Annotated in this window: 14 protein-coding genes; 5 read left to right on the top strand and 9 right to left on the bottom strand. The window is 31.8% G+C overall.

The window, feature by feature from the left end; translation table 11 throughout:
* Window positions 1–37: 37 nt before the first annotated feature.
* On the top strand, window positions 38–1,558 hold the full coding sequence (locus CKA54_RS00970; protein WP_120759200.1) for an inorganic phosphate transporter: 1,521 nt from the start codon (window positions 38–40) through the stop codon (window positions 1,556–1,558).
* Here CKA54_RS00970 and mnmH read toward each other — a convergent pair.
* Genes mnmH through CKA54_RS00935 form a run of 7 tightly spaced genes read right to left on the bottom strand, consistent with a single transcriptional unit; the run spans window position 1,553 to window position 6,806 of the window.
* Window positions 1,553–2,536 (bottom strand): tRNA 2-selenouridine(34) synthase MnmH, encoded by a 984-nt coding sequence (gene mnmH / locus CKA54_RS00965; protein ID WP_120759198.1) that lies wholly within the window; start codon window positions 2,534–2,536, stop codon window positions 1,553–1,555. The genes CKA54_RS00970 and mnmH overlap by 6 nt on opposite strands.
* Entirely contained in the window at window positions 2,529–3,017 is a 489-nt protein-coding gene (locus tag CKA54_RS00960; RefSeq protein WP_043019915.1) for an HIT family hydrolase, FHIT branch, read from the bottom strand. Before CKA54_RS00960 ends, mnmH begins: the two co-directional genes overlap by 8 nt.
* Window positions 3,017–3,619 (bottom strand): hypothetical protein, encoded by a 603-nt coding sequence (locus tag CKA54_RS00955; protein ID WP_120759196.1) that lies wholly within the window; start codon window positions 3,617–3,619, stop codon window positions 3,017–3,019. The genes CKA54_RS00960 and CKA54_RS00955 overlap by 1 nt, the downstream gene beginning before the upstream one ends.
* A complete protein-coding gene (locus CKA54_RS00950) occupies window positions 3,604–4,839 on the bottom strand; it encodes a lipopolysaccharide assembly protein LapB (protein ID WP_120759194.1) in 1,236 nt (411 codons plus the stop codon). The genes CKA54_RS00955 and CKA54_RS00950 overlap by 16 nt, the downstream gene beginning before the upstream one ends.
* Complete coding sequence (locus CKA54_RS00945; protein WP_039664126.1) at window positions 4,815–5,186, bottom strand: YkgJ family cysteine cluster protein; 372 nt, start codon at window positions 5,184–5,186, stop codon at window positions 4,815–4,817. Before CKA54_RS00945 ends, CKA54_RS00950 begins: the two co-directional genes overlap by 25 nt.
* Window positions 5,176–5,868: a tRNA1(Val) (adenine(37)-N6)-methyltransferase gene (locus CKA54_RS00940; RefSeq protein WP_043019913.1), complete on the bottom strand. Its 693-nt coding sequence runs from the start codon at window positions 5,866–5,868 to the stop codon at window positions 5,176–5,178. The genes CKA54_RS00945 and CKA54_RS00940 overlap by 11 nt, the downstream gene beginning before the upstream one ends.
* On the bottom strand, window positions 5,862–6,806 hold the full coding sequence (locus tag CKA54_RS00935) for an NAD(P)-binding domain-containing protein (RefSeq protein ID WP_043019912.1): 945 nt from the start codon (window positions 6,804–6,806) through the stop codon (window positions 5,862–5,864). The genes CKA54_RS00940 and CKA54_RS00935 overlap by 7 nt, the downstream gene beginning before the upstream one ends.
* A 251-nt stretch (window positions 6,807–7,057) precedes the next feature.
* Between CKA54_RS00935 and CKA54_RS00930 the strand changes: the two genes are divergently transcribed.
* Window positions 7,058–8,308, top strand: a complete 1,251-nt coding sequence (locus CKA54_RS00930; RefSeq protein WP_120759192.1) for a nitrate/nitrite transporter — start codon at window positions 7,058–7,060, stop codon at window positions 8,306–8,308.
* Window positions 8,305–10,314 carry a CocE/NonD family hydrolase gene (locus tag CKA54_RS00925; RefSeq protein ID WP_120759190.1) on the top strand — a complete coding sequence of 670 codons (2,010 nt, stop codon included), beginning with the start codon at window positions 8,305–8,307 and terminating at the stop codon, window positions 10,312–10,314. Before CKA54_RS00930 ends, CKA54_RS00925 begins: the two co-directional genes overlap by 4 nt.
* A 28-nt stretch (window positions 10,315–10,342) precedes the next feature.
* Here CKA54_RS00925 and CKA54_RS00920 read toward each other — a convergent pair whose 3' ends face one another.
* Both CKA54_RS00920 and CKA54_RS00915 read right to left on the bottom strand, forming a co-directional pair.
* The gene (locus CKA54_RS00920) at window positions 10,343–13,855 is read right to left on the bottom strand and encodes an acyl-[ACP]--phospholipid O-acyltransferase (protein WP_120759188.1); all 3,513 of its coding nucleotides are present in this window, start codon (window positions 13,853–13,855) and stop codon (window positions 10,343–10,345) included.
* A gap of 66 nt (window positions 13,856–13,921) precedes the next feature.
* Complete coding sequence (locus tag CKA54_RS00915) at window positions 13,922–14,530, bottom strand: nitroreductase family protein (protein WP_120759186.1); 609 nt, start codon at window positions 14,528–14,530, stop codon at window positions 13,922–13,924.
* Between the two features lie 130 nt (window positions 14,531–14,660).
* On the opposite strand from CKA54_RS00915, the gene CKA54_RS00910 reads away from it, so the two are divergent.
* Window positions 14,661–15,794 carry an efflux RND transporter periplasmic adaptor subunit gene (locus CKA54_RS00910; RefSeq protein WP_120759184.1) on the top strand — a complete coding sequence of 378 codons (1,134 nt, stop codon included), beginning with the start codon at window positions 14,661–14,663 and terminating at the stop codon, window positions 15,792–15,794.
* A complete protein-coding gene (locus CKA54_RS00905; protein ID WP_120759182.1) occupies window positions 15,791–17,719 on the top strand; it encodes an ABC transporter permease in 1,929 nt (642 codons plus the stop codon). Before CKA54_RS00910 ends, CKA54_RS00905 begins: the two co-directional genes overlap by 4 nt.
* Window position 17,720 lies beyond the last annotated feature (1 nt).

Raw genomic sequence — 17,720 nt, 5'->3', positions numbered from 1 at the left:
AAAATGATAGTCTCAAAATCAATTCTAAGGAGAATGCTTGAGTAAAGATAACGCGATTGCATTTTTTATTTTTATTGTGAGTGTGTTATGCTTTTTTGTTTGGGGTTATAATTATATCCCTAATAATTCCATGGTATTGTTTGTTTTGGCAAGTGTCTTTGGAATTTTCATGGCCTTTAACGTTGGAGGTAACGATGTTGCAAATTCATTTGGTACAAGTGTAGGTGCTAAAACAGTTACGATTAAACAAGCTTTGATTATTGCAGCTGTGTTTGAATTAAGCGGGGCTGTGTTTGCAGGGGGAGAAGTAACAAATACCATAAGAAGCGGCATTGTGGTTTTGCCTGATGGGGTTGATCCTATGGTTTTTGTATGTGTTATGCTTTCAGCTTTGTTAAGTTCAGGAATCTGGTTGTTTATAGCAACAAAAAAAGGACTTCCTGTATCTACTACACATAGTATCATAGGTGGAATCGTTGGTTCTAGTATTGCTATGGGATTTGTGTTTTTTGATCAAGATCAAGCATTTTCTATGGTGAATTGGAATGGTATTTATAGAATTGCTATGAGTTGGATTATCTCTCCATTGCTTGGTGGGCTTGTAGCGTATTTAATTTATGCTTATATTTATAAAAAAATCCTAAAGCCATCTGAAGATATTTCACTAGTGGTAAAAGAAATAAAAAAAGAAAGAAAAGCTTTTAAAGAAGAATATTTTGCTAATTTAAAAAACAAAAGCCAAGAAGAGCAAATTAAAGAGTTAAGTGCGATTGTTTTAGATGATGATGAAAAAAGAAGTGAATATAAATTAAAAATCAAAGAGTTGAAAGAAAAAGAAAAAAATATTGATGTTTTTTCAAAAATGAAATTCCATGTACCATTGATCGCATGTGTGGGAGCTTTGATTATTTCTTCTATGTTTTTATTTAAGGGTTTAAGCAAGGTTTCGACTTTAGATGTGATGCAAAATTTATGGATAGTTTCGATTATTTCTATTTTTGCTTATATTGTTACTTTAGCGGTTGTAAGATTGATGAAAAAAACTCAAGCTAATAAAACCATTGAAAAGATTTTTTCATGGTTTCAAATTTTTACCGCTTCAAGTTTTGCATTTTCTCATGGGGCAAATGATATAGCTAATGCACTTGGGCCATTTGCTGCAATTTTAGATGTACTTAAAAACAACACTATCAATCCTAGTTCACCAGTGCCATTTGCAGTAATGTTGATGTTTGGTATAGCTTTGGTTATAGGGCTTTGGTTTTTAGGTAAAGAAGTAATCCAAACAGTGGGATCAAAACTTGCTGAAATCAAACCAACAACAGGTTTTAGTGCTGAATTAGGTGCAAGTATAGTTATACTTTTGGCAACTCAATTAGGAATTCCTGTAAGCTCAACTCATATTTTAATTGGTGCTATTTTGGGTATAGGGGTGTTTAATAAAGATGCAAAATGGGGCATGATGAAACCGATAGGTCTAGCATGGGTGATCACTTTGCCAGTTGCTGGAATTCTTTCTAGTGTTATTTTTATAATTTTTGTTAATATTATCTTATGAGTTTAAACTCATAAGATTTTTCTTAGCTTCTTCTAAATTTGAACTATTGATAAAATAATCAATCTTTGTAGGTTTTTTATACACTTTATCATAATATTCAAAAAGCATTTTGACGCATTGTTCTAAAAGGTTGTTTTCAAAGTTCTCGCAAAGTTTTGATTTAAATTTTTTACTAATATAGGGAGAAATTTTTTCTACATTTTTATAAAACACATCTTTTTTCATAGGAGTATAATGCTTTAACACTCTTTGAATGCGCAAATTCATATCACATTCACACCAAATTTTCTTAGCATTTTGCATGCTATTGTAAAGATTTAATGGTAAGGTTAAATTTCCAATTTGTCTACTTTCAGCTTCTATAAAGCAAGTTTGAAAAGGGTAGTCTTTTAAAAAGAAAAATAACTCATCTTCAAAGGCTTTTTGGCTAGGTTGTTCTCCATAAATTTTACCAAAACTTGATCCTTGGTGGTTGGCTAGTTTTTCTAAATTCAAAGCATTATCTAAGCTTTGTATTAGATCACTTTTTCCGCTTGCTGTATTACCACAAAGGCATAAGAACTCAATGTTTAAGTTTTTGGTAAAAAAAGCACTTACATAACTTCTATAGGCTTTATATCCACCTTCTAATCTTACAACCCTATATCCTAGTTCGGCTAAGATTAAAGCTACAGCTTTGGATCTTTTTCCACCTCTTGCACAATAAATTCCAACCAAAGATCCGATTTTATATGTTTGATAAAGCTTGAGAATATGTTCGCTCATGTTTTTGCATATATAGCTTGCGCCTTTTGCTTTGGCTAAGCCTTTGTTTTTCTTATAAAGTGTGCCAATTTCTTGAAATTCAGCATCGTTTAACGCATAGTAATTTTGCGCATTTTTAATATGAGCGTGGTGGTATTCTTTAGGACTTCTAACATCAATTAAAAGATCAAAATTGTAAGTTAAAAAATCTTCAAAATTAACTTCTTTATACATAGTCTTTAAATGCTTTGCATAAACTCATATATACTTTTTCCAAATCGCTACCACAAACTCTAGTTTGTCCTATGGTGGTGATAAAGTTTGTATCTCCTTGCCATCTTGGGATTAAATGATAGTGACAATGTGGTGCTATACCAGCACCTGCTGCAGTGCCTAGGTTCATACCTATATTAACTCCTTTGGCATGAAATTCTTGTTTTAAGATTTTTACGCCAATTCGCACAAAATGGCTGATTTCAAGCCATGTTTCATCATTTAAATCTTCTATGTTTTCTAAGTGTACATAAGGTATGATCATAAAATGTCCTGGGCTATAAGGGTATTTATTCATAACTCCAAAGCAGTGTTTGGCTCTAAAAATCACACCAAGTTTTTCATCTTCATGTAAATTTTGTCTACAGTGGCAAAAAGGACAAAAATCTTTATCTTTAGTGTTAAAATAAACATCTCTCCAAGGTGCGTATAAATACTCCATTATATTTCCTTTATGTTTGCATGTAAATTTGTGATGTTTTTGCTTATTAGTGCTTTATTTTTTGGTATTAAAGGTAAAAGGTTTTTATCTTCAAGGAGAAAAATTCTAGCTCCAACTAAAATAGCATGGTTAAGATCTGTTTTGTTTTCTAGGTAAAAAATAGCTTCTAGACCAAGATGAATGGCAAAATTATAGAGCTTTTTAAGTTGCATAGTTTTAAGCATTTTAGGGAAAATGATAAATGCATCTGCACCATAAACTAAGCTTTCTAAAATTTGATATTCATCAAAAATAAAATCAAACTGAATCACAGGTTTTTCATGGTAACGTCTAAAAAGACTTAAATTTTGTATATCATGGTTTTGTAAAGAACTTGTTGGCAAGATAACAGCATCAAAGTTTGCTTGATTAAAATTTAAGTCTTTGGAGTATAAAAAATTTGAAAGTCTTCCTTCAATCAAAAGTGTATAGATATCTTTAGGATAAAAAGCATTGGAGGCTAAGCTACGTCCTAGCATATCATAAGGAAAAATTTCTTTTTTTGTTTCTAGAATTTTTTGTGTTTTTGAAAAACAGTCTTCAAGATTTATTTTTGTAAACATTTTTTGATCGCCTTTAAGTGCTCTTTACTTTCATCTGAGCTTGAAAATTCTTTATCGTGAAGTGTTTTTTGTAAAATTTCATAAGCTTTTTTGCAGTCTTTGAGTTTATAATATCCCCAGGCAAGCGAATCAAGATAGTAAAGGTTTTGCGGCTCTTGTTCAAGTGCCCAACCTACTAACTCCATACCTTTGGCTATATCGATATCATATTCGATTAAGGCATATCCATAGTAGTTTTGATACAAAGCATCGCTACGCACATCTACGCTTTTTTCAAATTTTTTCAAAATAGAAGCTAGAATTTTAGGATCGCTGATTTTTTTACTTTTAGGATCCATGTAAATTTCAAACTCTAAAACTCCTGCCATGGAGAGGTATTTTTTATCTTGGCTAAGTTTATAATGCTGGAGTGCTATCGCATAAGCTTTCTTATAATCTTTTATTTGAGTATATAAGAAGATTTTAGTATCAGGATCAATGTTGTATGTTTGGCTTAAATTTAAAGCTTGAGTGTAGTTTTTTTCTTGCACTAGTAGTTCTATGATAGCATAGATGTATTTAATATCATGGTTGAGTTTGTATAGCTTTTCAAGAGTTTGGATACTTGCTTTGTAGTTTTTTTGATCTTGATAGATTTTTAAAAGTAGAGTGCATGTTTTAAGTGTACAGCTTGATGTTTTTACAAAGTCTTCTAGTAGTTTTTTTGCTTGATGAATGTTTTTATTTTTTATATTGATTTCTACCATTTTCAACAATAAATTCTCATGTGCAAAAAGTTTATAAGCAAGGCTATATTGTTCTAAGGCTTTGGTGTATAAGGTTTTTTTAGCAAAGATATCTCCTAGTATTTCATGATTTTTAAAGTCTTGTTCTTTTTCAATAAGCTGATGAAGAATTGCCTCTGCTTGTTTATAATCTCCTATTTCAAAAAAATACAATGCATTTAATCTAGCAATAGCAGGGTGATCTAAAAAATCCTTAGAAGCTTTTATAAGCGCTTCTTTTTCTTTTAAATTAGCCCCAAGAGCAAGAAATAATGCTTTTTTTAGATAAATACTTTCATTGTTTTCTTTGAATAAATCCGCATAAACATTACACGCATCTTGCAGTTGTCCTTCTTCTTCATAAACAAGTGCTTGTATGATTTTATTCTCATCTTTTGCGAAGACAAAACTTGTTAAAAATAAAGCAATGATTAATGAAAACAAACCCCTATGCATTCTTTTTTCAACTCCTCTTTGTGTGTTTTAAAATAATCCCAAAATGGAAAAGTTCGACATTGTTTTGGCCGACATTGATAAATTAAACATTTTTTATGCATTGTATCAAAAAAAATACAACGATAGCCATTTTCGTACTTTGCCTCTTTAAGGCTGTATTTAAAACCAACTTTGATGAGGTATTGTTCTTTAAAAGCTTCAAAATCAAGATTTAAAAAACTAGCAATTGCTTCTAACTCTTCCTTGCTAGCATAAATATACCCACTATCGCCTATGCAACATTTACCACCGCATTTTTGACAAGCATTTTCATCAAAAGAATAATCAAAACCTTTTTCATATATCATAGCTTATAGTTCCTGTAGTGTTGTAAATTTCTTGTATTTTTGGATTAAGTGTATTGTTATTATACATAAAAAGTGTAGGCATAATCACACAAGGACTTTTGCTGTTTTTTTTGATATGCATTAAGATGATTCTTGCATTGGTTTGAGGGTTGGAGTGTACACATTGTAACGCTACCAATTTTAGTTTAAACTCTTTTAAATAAGCGCATATTTCATCTAAAAAATTTGCATCATAGCACATAAAAAAACTACCATTTGGCTGAATGAGGCTATTGATTTTGGCTAACATTTTTTCAAGTGGCATAAATTCTTGATATCTAGATATACACAAATGGGTATCTTCACTTTTTTGGGTGTTTTTTTTATAAAAAGGAGGATTGGAGATTAAAAAGTCAAATTTAATATCGCTATTGTAATTTAAAAAATCTTCGCAAAAGCTTTGGATTTCGAGATTGTTTTCTTTGGCATTTTTGCGTGTTAGTTTGATATTTTGCTCTTGAATGTCTAGCATATATACTTTGGAGTTGGGAAATTTTTGTTTAGTTAAAAGTCCCAAGATACCACATCCACAACCTATATCTAGGATATTTCCTTTGAGGTGGTGTTGGGATAAAAAATCAAAAAGCAAAAGACTATCATTGTTGTAGCGATAGCCTTTTGGAAGTTGAAAAAGTTTTAGCATTTATAAAGATAATCGCAGATTTTAAATGAATCATTTAAACCCACTACAATAGAAGCTCCATTTTTACTAGCAATATCTCCTGCTACAAACAATCCTTTTACATTGCTTTCTTTGTTCTCATCAAAACTAGGTACACCTTTTTCATCAACTTCAATTGAACATTTTTGCAAGAAATCAAGCGGAGTTGAACCACCAATAGCATAAATAATACGATCGTAGGTTTCACATGTATCATTAGTGAAATTTACCTTTGCTTTGCCATTTTCATCTTCTATGCTATTTATATCAATACCTAGTTTTGCTTTGACACTACCTTGCTCGAAAGCTTTTTGAATATCTTCAAGATTAATATCATTTAATCTTGAGAAAGTTTCTCTTCTATAGCAAAGCGTTACGTCATTATTTTTAGCTAAATCTATGGCGTATTCAGCAGCTGAATTTCCACCACCAACAACCAATATTTTTTCATTTTGACTTGCTGAATTTGCATTGAAATTAATGATTTTAGTTAAAGTGATAGGTAATGGATAACTTGGTTTATTTGGTTTACCCATTCTACCTATAGCTATAACTGCATTTTTGCAGATATAATTTTCATTTGCAGTGCTAACGATGAAATTTTCTCCATCTTTTTTAACACTTTCAACTTCACTTGAAAGTTTCACCTCAAGGTGATGTTCTTCGATCGCTTTTTGGAAAGTTTCTATTGTACTTTCTCTTGTTCCATCTTCAAAATTTATATGTCCGTAATTTGTACTATCGCAACCTTTATAAGCCTTGTCAACTCTTTTGCCTTCTTTGTAAAATTTAACCAAAGTTTGGCAGATTGAGTCAGTTTTTTCTAAAACAATTACTTCTTTATTTTTTATTTTGGCTTCTATTCCTGCTGCAATACCTGCAGGTCCAGCTCCGATAACTACCATATCAAAAACTTTCATTCTTTCCCTTTTTTAGTATTTTATATATGTAAATGTATCAAAAAAACAATAATAAAAAATAAAAATTTAAAAATATTTCCTATCTTTGAAATTATTTTTTATGATTATAAATTATTAAAATAATAATATCTTATAAAAAAATACAACAATTGTGTAAAAAAATACTAGTTTTCTCTTTTTTTGTATAAATTTAAGTATTTATATTTAAAAAACTAGAAATTTATATATAGTATATAAAAGGAGGTTTTTTGATGGGACAAAGTGAAAATCATGGTTTAAAAAATAATTTTTTTACGCTTTTATTGCTGTCTTTTTGTGGATCTATTATTTATGGTTTACCTTATTTTAGAAAATACTACTACGATGATTATATGAATCTTTATCATCTTAACAATTTTGAAATGGGACTTTTGGGCAGTGCTTATGGTTTACTTGGTTTGTTTTCTTATGCTTTGGGAGGTTATTTAGCAGATCGTTTTGCACCTAAAAAATTATTGATATTTTCTTTAGTTGCTACAGGATTAGGGGGTTTGTTGCATTTGTATTTTACTTCTTTAAATGCCTTGTTGGTTATTTATGGTTTATGGGGTATTACTTCTTTGTTGACTTTTTGGCCTTCTTTAATGAAAATAGTAAGAAGCTTGGCAAGTTCCAAAGAACAAGCCCGTGCTTATGGAATTTTTGAAGGTGGAAGAGGGGTTGTTGGTGCGGCACATTTGGCTATAGCTACAAGTATTTTTGGGTATTTTCAAACCCAGGCTCTTGCCAATAAAGGAATAGAGATGATTATTATTTTTTACTCTTTAGCTCCTATTGTAAGTGCTGTTGTTTTGTTTTTTCTTTTAGAAGATAAAATAGAAGAAGCTAGTGAAAAATTACGACTTCAGGATTTGATCTTTCTTCTTAAAAATTCAGCCTTATGGCTTGTGGTAGCCATTACTTTTTGTACGTATTTTTTCAATATGAGTTTTTATTATTTTACCCCTTATGCAAGCAATGTTATAGGTACATCTGCTGTTTTTGCAGCTATTTTAACAGTTTTAGCACAATATATCCGTCCTGTTTCGTCTGTGATAGGTGGGTTTATAGCAGATGGTTATGGTAAAGCAAAGGTGATGATGATAGGCTTTATTTTAATGGGTATTGGAGTGGTATTTTTGATCTTAAGTTCTTATACAAGTGGTTTTTTGCAAATGAGTATTTTAACCTCTGCCTGTGTTGTGATTTATGTGGCTATGTATTCTAATTTTGGAATTTATTATTCTTTGTTGAGTGAGGGAAAAATTCCTATTCATTTGGCTGGTATGGCCATTGGTATTGTTTCTACATTTGGATATTTGCCTGAGGTCTTTGCGCCGCTTTTAGCAGGAGATTTGTTAGATAGATATCCTGGGGTGAAAGGTTTTTATATTTACTTTAGCATTATGATTGCAATGGCTTTTTTGGGTGTGATGTTTTGCTTGATTTGGATTAAAAAATATAACAAAAAGGAGAGAGTATGAAAGAGATTGTTTTGGATTTTAAAAACAAAGTTAAAGTTATAGAAAATGTATGGATTGAGTTAAAAGATGGAACTAAACTTTCATCTAGAATTTGGCTTCCCCAAGTTAAAGAAAAAGTACCTGCTATTTTAGAATATATTCCTTATAGAAAAAATGATGGTACAAGAGGTAGAGATGAACCTATGCATAGGTATTTTAGTGGAAATGGCTATGCGGTTGTTCGGGTTGACATTAGAGGGAGTGGGGAATCTGATGGCTTGCTAAAAGATGAGTATTTAAAGCAAGAACAAGATGATGCTTTGGAAGTTATTGAATGGATAGCAAAGCAAGAATGGTGCAATGGTAATGTTGGTATGATGGGTAAATCATGGGGTGGATTTAATTCTTTGCAAGTTGCAGCAAGAAGACCTAAAAATTTAAAAGCTATTATAGTAGTAGGTTTTACTGATGATAGATACAATGAAGATATTCACTATAAAGGCGGATGTTTGCTTAATGATAATTTTTGGTGGGGCAATATTATGCTTGCATATCAATCACGTTTTGTCGATCCAAAAATTGATCCAAATGGCAGGGAAAAATGGTTAAATAGGCTTAAAAACATGCCTTTATGGCCTGCACTATGGCTTGAACACACTTTAAAAGATGAATACTGGAAGCATGGTTCTGTGGGAGAAAACTATGATGATATACAAGTTCCTGTGTTTGCGCTAGATGGTTGGGCTGATTCTTATACGAACACAGTGTTTAGTTTAATGAGGGGGTTAAAGGTGCCTAAAAAAGCTATTATAGGTCCTTGGGCCCATGTTTATCCTCATGATGGTATGCCTTTGCCTGCTATAGGTTTTTTACAAGAGGCACTAAAATGGTGGGATAAATGGCTTAAAAATGAGCCTAATGATGTGCTTGAAACACCGATGATACAAGCTTATATTGAAAATAGCTACAAACCTTACTCAAAAATAGAAAAAGTCCAAGGTCGTTTTGTTGGCGTGGAGGATTTTAAGCAGCAAGTAAGTTATAAAAAATATTATTTAAATTTGCGTCAATTATCTTGTCAAAAATTTTATGACTTTGTAAAAATCAATACTCCATTAAACCATGGTCTTTTATCTGGTGAGTGGATGGGAGCAGGTGTTTTAGGTGAAAGCCCTTGTGATCAAAGGCTAGATGATGGAATGGCTGTGGTTTTTGAAAGTGAATGTCTAGAGCAAGATTTAGATGTTTTGGGTTTTCCTATCTTAAAAGTAAAACTTACAAGCGATCAAGAAAAAGCTATGCTTTTTGCTCAACTTAGCGAAGTAAGGGAAGATGGGTATGTTAAAAGAGTAAGTTATGGTGTTATAAATCTTGCGTTGAGTGATGATAATGAACAATTTGTGCCTTTAAAAAAAGATGAATTTGTTCAAAAACAAATCAAGCTTGATGCTTGTGGATATAGATTTGCCAAAGGTTCTAGAGTAAGATTATCATTAGCGAATTCTTTTTGGCCTATGTTTTGGCCTATGCCAAAAATTTCAACCTTAACTTTGGATTTAAGTGAGTGTGAATTTAATTTGCCATGTTTTAGTGGTAAAGACTGTGATAAAATCAATATGCAAGCTCAAAGCGCACCTTTAACACCAACAACACTTTTAGAAGAAGGCAGGGTTGATAGAAGTATTTCTTATGATATTTTAAATGATACTTGGACTTGCATTACAGATGGTGTAGGTGGTGTATTTGGAGAGGGTGTTTATAGATTTGATGAGGTTGATGTTTTGGTAAAGCATAATTTAAAAAGAGAATTAAAACTCCAAAACGAAAATCCTTTAAGCGCGCAATATACGATTACTCAAACCATGCAAATAGGACGTGAAGGTTGTATAATGGAAGCGGATATAGTCTTAACACAAACAAGTGACTTGGAGTATTTTTACATTAAAGGAGATATGAGAGTGAAAGAAAATGGCAAGCTTGTTTTTGATAAAAAATATAATTATAAAACTAAAAGAAATAGTTTGTAAAAAAGTCCAAAGTATTCACTTTGGACTTTTAGTTTTCTTGTAAATTTTTAGCTAAATCTTTAGCACCTTTTAAATCTACCTTACCTGAACCTAAAAGAGGAATTTGTTCTACTTTAAAATATTTACTTGGCTTAAAAATCGCAGGCATGGTGGAGTTTTTAATCGCTTCGCAAATTCCTTTGAAGTCTTGTTCTTGACACTCAATTAGTAAACATACCGCCTCACCTTTTTTATCATCTTCTAGCGCAACAGCGCAAAATTTTACCACTTCGGTGTTTATAAATTTAGCAATTTCTTCTTCTAAGGCTCCTAAAGATACCATCTCACCACCAACTTTTGCAAAACGAGAATAGCGATCTATGATATATAAAAAGCCATCTTCATCCACATGCCCTTTATCGCCAGTGTTATACCAACGTATGCCATCGATTTCTTTGATCACTTCATCAGTTTTTTCTTTGTTGTTTAAGTAGCCCACCATGACTTGATGACCGCCAATGAGTATCAAGCCATCTTCTCCATGATTTAAGCTTTTATAACTTGAAGGATCTACTATGCGTATTGCACTTCCTGGTAAAGGCATTCCTACGCTGCCTTCTTTGTTTGCACGGTGTAAAATCCAATAATCAGGGTCAAATTTATTTGGTAAATTTACACTTGCAACCGGAGTGGTTTCAGTGGCACCATAGCCTTCGAAAATAGGTTTTTTAAATTTCATTTCAAAAGCGGCTCTTACTTCGTTTTTAAGCTTTTCAGCACCTGAAACAATGATTCTTAAGCTTTCAAACATAATCGCATCAAGTTTTTTATTTCTTGCATAAATACCCAAGAAAGTTGAAGTACCACACATAATGCTTACATTATTTTTTGCTACAGCCTTAGCAACGCCTAGAGCATCGGTTGGATCTGCGTGAGTTACGCTTTTTATCCCTTCTAATAAAGGCAAAAATGTCGTTACGGTTAGCCCAAAAGCATGAAAAGGTGGTAAAGAGGATAAAACTACATCTTCATTCTTCGCACATAATACATCTGAAATTTGTGCTATATTGCTTAATATGTTACGATTGTTTAGCATTACCCCTTTTGGCATTCCTTCACTACCGCTACTAAATAAAATAGCAGCTACGGCAAGATTTTGTTTATTAGGTGCAAATAATGTTTTTAACAAGCAAGTAGGCAAAATACTTACTAAAGTAAGCATAGAAAAGATTTTAAACTTTTGAGTTTTAAAACTTGCGATTACATCTTCCATGAAAATAAGTCTAACATGGGTTTCAAATTCTAATTTCGCACCTTTGCTTTCTAGCTTCTCTATAAATTTTCTAGAAGTGTAAATTTGTTGAATTTGAGAACTTTGTATAGCTTGGTTGATCGCTTTTGTTCCAGCGGTAAAATTTAAGTTTACTACGATTTTATTTGCAAGTAATACGCTTAAATTACAAAGTGAGCTAGCCATAGAAGCAGGGAGTAAAATTCCTATACATTCTTCTTTTGGCGCATAGCTTCCTTGGGTAGGTTGTATATTTAAATCATATGATCGGTTTTTGATAAAAGAACTAAAAACTAAGCTTAGAGCAAGCATTTTTCTATAAGTAATGCCTCCTATGAGTGGGTCAACAATGGCAATTTGATTTAAATTTCTTTTAGCGCTATCAATCCAAGCTCTAGCAATGGTATGCATGCTTTCACATTGAGATTTCCAAGCAATAAAAGAAAGTTCAAAAACTTTTGCTTTTACTACTTCTTTTTTAGAATGTATTGGCAAACTTTTTCCAAATGCAATAGCGATTTTTCTTTTGCTTATTTTGCGATTTCTTGCTGAAAATTCTTCATCGCTTCTTGAAAAAGCACTTCCCCAAAGCCCTTTGATGTAAAAAGGTAAAATCACTCCATCGCGTTCTTCTAGCTTGGAACAAACCAATTCAAAACCACCTTTAAATTCATTAAGCTGTCCATGGCGTGAAAGTACTCCTTCTGGGAAAAGACAAACTAGATTACCATTTTTAATATGCATAGCGATTAATTCTAAGCTTGATTTGCTTGAAGTGCTAGAAACAGGTATAACACCAAATTTGTCTAAAAATACCTTAATATACCATTTTGAATAAATGCTTCTTTCCATAACAAAATAAATTTTTCTCGGTATGGCCATTTGTACTATAGCCCAATCAATAAATGAGATATGATTTCCTAAAAGTAAAGCACCGCCTTTTTCAGGGATATTCTCAAAACCTTCTACTAGTAAGCGATAGCGTTGAAAAAAGGCTAGGCTCATTAGCAAACGCACCAAAGAAAAAGGTAATTTACCAAGTACATAAATACTTCCTAGTAGTGCTACAACCATAACAAAATAAAACAAAGTACTTGCTTGTAATTCTAAATAAGCACCCAAGGTAGCTAACATTAAAAAGCCTAGCATAAAGACATTTTGAATGAAGTTGTTTCCAGCTAGTACCTTTCCTAGTTCATTTTCTTTAGCATGAAATTGTATGAGAGAGTTTAAAGGTATGATGAAAAATGCACCACACAAGCCAAATACAAAAAATACTGCACTATAGCTTAATAAGGTTTCTAAAAACGGCATTAAAAGACTCATAAGAAAAATACCCAAAGCACCAAGAGGTATAAGACCTAATTCGATATAGTTTTTCGAAAATTTACCACTAATAAGCGATCCTATGAACACTCCTATGCCAGAAAAAGCTAAAGAACACTGTACATAAAAGGTATTTTCGATAAAAAGGTCATTTTTTGCATATACAGGAAAGCTTACTAGATATAGTTGTGATATAGCCCAAAAAAGTGAAATTCCTATAATACAAAGCCAAATGACCTTATGGGAAAATATAGTTTTTAAGTTAGAAGCTAAAAGTTTTCCTTGAAAGTATTGTTTTTTATTAAAACTTAAATTTTTATCTTCTTCTTTTAAACTAGGGAGTTTATGTGCCAAAAAAAGTTCCAATAGTGAAAAGGCTATTAAAACAAAACCTAAAGGCGCTATTTGCTGTAAAACATCTGAACTATCGTTAAAATTTGAGTCAAAGAGCATTTCAAAACTTAGAGAAAATACTGCCATGCCTGCTAATATAGCTACTATACTAACAGCATTAACAGCTCCATTTCCCATAGCTAAGAGTTCTTTACCTACCAATTCTTTAATAAAGCCGTATTTAGCAGGAGAATACAAGGCAGATTGTACCCCCATAATAAAAGTCATAGCAAAAGCAAGCCAAAATGCACCAAGATAATAACACAAGCAAATAATGCAGGTTAAAATCACAGAAAAATATGCAGACATTTTCATGATTTTATTTTTAGGGAATTTATCAGCTAAAAAGCCTGAAGGTGAAAGCATAAGGACAAAGGGTAGAAGCATTAAGGCATTAACAATAGCGGTTAAAAAAAGTTGAGTACCATCTTCATATACTTTATAGATAGTGTTTTGTATGATGATTTTGTGACCTAAGTCTACAAAAGCATTGATAAAAGCTACTGCCAAAAATGGCAGTACGCCAAAGATTTTTAAAAAATTTCCGTGCATTGAATACTCCATTTAACTTGAAAATCTTATTTTATTATATCAATATTAAATGAAGTTTTATGATTTTCAGTCTTTAAATTCCACCACTTCATCAAAAGCAAAACGGGCTTTTTGTGTGCTTGAGTTGGTATTTGTATGGCCTAGGGTGATTAGCATTGAAACTCTTTCTTTGTGAGTATCTAGTTGGAGATATTGGTTCATTTTTTCTTGATTAAAGCCTCCAATCACACATGAGCCTAAATTTAAACTATGAGCTGCATTGATGATATTTGCAATAGCAAGATAACTTTGTTCTTTTGCATAAATAAAACGCTGTTCTAAATTCATAGAATCTATAAATGGTTGATAGGTTTGAATGCGTCTATCAAGCTCTTCTTGACTTATATTGCGTTTTTTAAGTTTCTCTATAAAATAATCTTTAAAATCTGCTCTTGATATCACAACAATGATCGCAGCACAATCTGCAACATGGGTTTGATTGTTTGCAATGGTAGCGATTTCTTTTTTATGTTTTTCTTGCTGAAAGACAAAAAATTTCCATGGTTCAAGTCCCAAAGAACTAGGGGATAATCTAGCACATTCTAAGATGTATTCTAGGTTTTGCCTAGAAATGCTATCTTTGGTGTAAGATCTAATCGAAGCGCGATTTTGCATTAAATTTAAATAATTTTGCATGATGATTCCTTTTTTTTGTTTTATCTTATATCTTATTAGCTTTTAAAATTGTTAAAATTATATTTTATTGCTACAATTTTATTTTTACTTCACACAAATGATTTAATATATTTATTTTTAAAGGTGAAAAATGAAAAAGATAATTTATTTAAGTATATTATTAATCACACTTGCTTTGGGGGTGTATTTTTTCTTTTTTGCAAAAAAGCAAGAGTATAATTACTTAACTTATGAAGTTAAAAGACAGGATATAACTCAGAGTATAGAAGCAATTGGTGAGGTATATGCAAAAACTCAAGTAGATGTTGGTGCGCAGGTGAGTGGACAAATTACAAAGCTTTATGTGAAGTTGGGTGATCATGTTAATGAAGGAGATTTAATCGCTCAAATTGACAAAGATAAACAACAAAATGATTTAGATATCACAAAAGCTCAGCTTGAAAGTGCAAGGGCAAATTTAGAAAGTAAAAAAATTGCTCTTGAAATAGCCACAAAACAATATGAAAGAGAACAAAAGCTTTATGCTAAAAAAGCTACTTCTTTGGAAAATCTTGAAAATCTTAAAAATACCTTTTATGCTTTAAAAGCAAACGTAGCTGATTTAAAAGCTCAAACTACTCAACTTGAAATTTCTTTAAAAAATGCTCAAAAAGATTTGGCTTACACTACAATAACTGCTCCTAGTAAAGGTGAGATTATCAATGTGGCAGTTGAAGAGGGTCAAACTGTAAATGCAAATCAAAATACACCAAGTATAGTGCGTTTGGCTGATTTAAGTGAAATGGAAATTCGCATGCAAATAGCAGAAGCAGATATTAATAAAATTAGTGTGGGTAAAAAAGTTAAATTTAGCATTTTAAATGAACCGGATAAAAAATATGAAGCAGTGATTTCTAGTATAGATCCAGCTAATACCACTATAAGCGATGCAACAAGTAATACTAACTTAAACTCAAGCTCAAGCGCTAGTACTAGCGCGGTGTATTATTATGCTAGGGTTTTTGTAAAAAATGATAATAATTTTTTACGTATAGGTATGAGTACTGAAAATGAAATAGCTATAAACACACAAAATCAGACTTTGGTGATACCTACTTTAGCGATAAAAAGTGATGCGAATGGTTATTATGTAGAAATTTTAAAAGCAGATGAAAGTAGCGTTAAAATGCCTGTAAAATTGGGTATAAAAGACAGCCTTAATACTCAAATTTTAGAAGGTATAAGTGAAGGTGATTTGGTAATTGTGGGTAAAAATAAAAAATGATATGCTTAGAAAATATTCAAAAAAAGATCAATCATACTACGATTTTAGAAAATATTAATCTTTATATTCAAAAAGGAGAATTTGTAGCTATCATTGGGCAATCAGGTAGCGGAAAAACTTCTCTTTTAAATATCATAGGTACGCTTGATGAACCAAGTAGTGGAAAGTATTTTTTAGATCAATATGAGGTAACTAAGCTTGATAAAGATGAAAAAGCAAGAATAAGGCGAGAAAAGATCGGTTTTATTTTTCAAAGATATAATTTACTTAGTCTTTTAAACGCTAAAGATAATGTAGCCTTGCCTGCTGTTTATGCGGGAAAAAACAAGCAAGAACGTCTTGAAAAAGCAAAAAAACTACTTTCTTTTTTGGAACTTGATCACAAAGAATTATCTAAACCAAATGAATTAAGCGGAGGACAGCAACAAAGGGTTTCCATAGCAAGAGCCTTGATGAATGGAGGAGAATTGATACTTGCTGATGAGCCAACTGGAGCACTTGATTCTAAAAGCGGAAAGATTGTTTTAGAAATTTTAAATAAACTCAACGAGCAAGGACATACTGTTGTTTTAGTTACCCATGATAGAGAGATTGCAGCAAAAGCAAAGAGGGTTATAGAAATTAAAGATGGTAAGATTATTAGTGATAGTGGTGTAAAAAAAGTAGAGAATTTTCAAGCTAGGGTTATGCCAAAAGAGAAAAAAAGTTTAGCTTTGCTTAAAAATCAACTCTTTGAAAGTTTAAAGATGTCTATTGCATCAATTATCGCACATAAGTTACGTTCTTTGCTTACTATGCTTGGTATTATCATAGGGATAGCCTCTGTTGTTTGTGTAGTGGCTTTAGGTCTTGGTGCACAAGAAAGAATTCTAGCTTCGATTAATTCAATAGGTACAAATACCATAGAAATTGTATCAGGTAGAGATTTAGGAGATATAAGATCTGGTAGAACAACACTTAATCTAAGTGATTTAAAAACTTTAGATTCTTTGCCATATTTAGAAGCAGTTGAAGCAGAAATCGGTAGAGTTGGGGTGGTAACTTATAAAAACAACTCTTTGCAAGCAAGAATTCGTGGAGTAGGGCCAAATCATCTAAAACTAAGTGGATCTGTGATGGTTGATGGTAGGTTTATTAATGATGAGGATATTAAAGATAATGCAAATATTTGTATTGTAGATGAAAATACTTTGAGAATTTTGTTTGATAATATTAGCGCAAAAGATGTTTTAGGTAAAAGCATTATTTTTAATAAGCAACCTTTGATTGTTGTAGGGGTTTCTAAAGAGGTAGATAAAGATGATTTTGGTGCAGATGAAAATACTGTAAAAATTTTCACACCTTATTCTACTTTGATGAATAAAATCACAGGCGATAAAAGAATAAGAGTTATTGTCACTAAGGTAAAAGATGAGGTTGAGCCTTCATTGGCTGAAGAGGCTATTGTTAAAATTTTAGAAATTAAACGCGGAAAAAAAGATTTTTTTACAGTCAATCTAGACAAAATTAAACAAAAAATCGAAGAAAATACTGCTACATTGACTTTACTGATTTCTTCTATCGCAGTGGTATCGTTGATAGTAGGTGGTATCGGGGTGATGAATATCATGCTTGTTTCGGTGAGTGAGCGTACAAGAGAGATTGGAGTAAGAATGGCAATTGGCGCAAGAAAGGAGGATATTTTAATGCAGTTTTTAATCGAAGCTGTGTTAATTTGCTCCTTGGGGGCTATTTTAGGTGTAATGCTTTCTTTTGTGGTTATAGAAGTATTTAATTCTTTAAAAATTGGTTTTACCATGATACTTTCACTTGATTCGGTGTTTTTGGGACTTTTAAGTTCAGTTGTAATCGGCATTGTTTTTGGTTTTTTTCCAGCTAAAAATGCTGCAAATTTAAATCCTATCAGTGCTTTATCAAAGGAATAAA

The organism is Campylobacter sp. P255 (genome assembly GCF_003627915.1).
Lineage (GTDB): Bacteria > Campylobacterota > Campylobacteria > Campylobacterales > Campylobacteraceae > Campylobacter_D.
This window is presented reverse-complemented; position numbering and strand designations above follow the sequence as displayed.

Coding starts and splice junctions, on each gene's coding strand:
- mnmH (WP_120759198.1), bottom strand. CDS start 2,536: ATGTATAAAGAAGTTAATTTTGAAGATTTTTTAACTTACAATTTTGAT.
- CKA54_RS00960 (WP_043019915.1), bottom strand. CDS start 3,017: ATGGAGTATTTATACGCACCTTGGAGAGATGTTTATTTTAACACTAAA.
- CKA54_RS00955 (WP_120759196.1), bottom strand. CDS start 3,619: ATGTTTACAAAAATAAATCTTGAAGACTGTTTTTCAAAAACACAAAAA.
- CKA54_RS00950 (WP_120759194.1), bottom strand. CDS start 4,839: ATGCATAGGGGTTTGTTTTCATTAATCATTGCTTTATTTTTAACAAGT.
- CKA54_RS00945 (WP_039664126.1), bottom strand. CDS start 5,186: ATGATATATGAAAAAGGTTTTGATTATTCTTTTGATGAAAATGCTTGT.
- CKA54_RS00940 (WP_043019913.1), bottom strand. CDS start 5,868: ATGCTAAAACTTTTTCAACTTCCAAAAGGCTATCGCTACAACAATGAT.
- CKA54_RS00935 (WP_043019912.1), bottom strand. CDS start 6,806: ATGAAAGTTTTTGATATGGTAGTTATCGGAGCTGGACCTGCAGGTATT.
- CKA54_RS00930 (WP_120759192.1), top strand. CDS start 7,058: ATGGGACAAAGTGAAAATCATGGTTTAAAAAATAATTTTTTTACGCTT.
- CKA54_RS00925 (WP_120759190.1), top strand. CDS start 8,305: ATGAAAGAGATTGTTTTGGATTTTAAAAACAAAGTTAAAGTTATAGAA.
- CKA54_RS00920 (WP_120759188.1), bottom strand. CDS start 13,855: ATGCACGGAAATTTTTTAAAAATCTTTGGCGTACTGCCATTTTTGGCA.
- CKA54_RS00915 (WP_120759186.1), bottom strand. CDS start 14,530: ATGCAAAATTATTTAAATTTAATGCAAAATCGCGCTTCGATTAGATCT.
- CKA54_RS00910 (WP_120759184.1), top strand. CDS start 14,661: ATGAAAAAGATAATTTATTTAAGTATATTATTAATCACACTTGCTTTG.
- CKA54_RS00905 (WP_120759182.1), top strand. CDS start 15,791: ATGATATGCTTAGAAAATATTCAAAAAAAGATCAATCATACTACGATT.